This is a genomic window from Citrobacter sp. U14242 (assembly GCF_046555775.1).
Classification (GTDB): domain Bacteria; phylum Pseudomonadota; class Gammaproteobacteria; order Enterobacterales; family Enterobacteriaceae; genus Citrobacter.
Window position 1 is genome coordinate 1 of record NZ_JBKGLW010000052.1, and the last position, 214, is coordinate 214.

The 214-nt window shown below is 47.2% G+C and carries 1 rRNA gene; it reads left to right on the plus strand.

Annotation, left to right across the window (positions count from 1 at the left end):
- Window positions 1-200 (plus strand): 23S ribosomal RNA (locus ACLJXE_RS24405); the annotation flags it as partial.
- Between the last annotated feature and the right edge of the window lie 14 nt (window positions 201-214).

Consider the following 214-nt stretch of genomic DNA (forward strand, 5'->3'; position numbering starts at 1 on the left):
AATGGCATTGCCCGGTAGCTAAATGCGGAAGAGATAAGTGCTGAAAGCATCTAAGCACGAAACTTGCCCCGAGATGAGTTCTCCCTGACTCTTTAAGAGTCCTGAAGGAACGTTGAAGACGACGACGTTGATAGGTCGGGTGTGTAAGTGTAGCGATACATTGAGCTAACCGATACTAATGAACCGTGAGGCTTAACCTTACAACGCCGAAGAT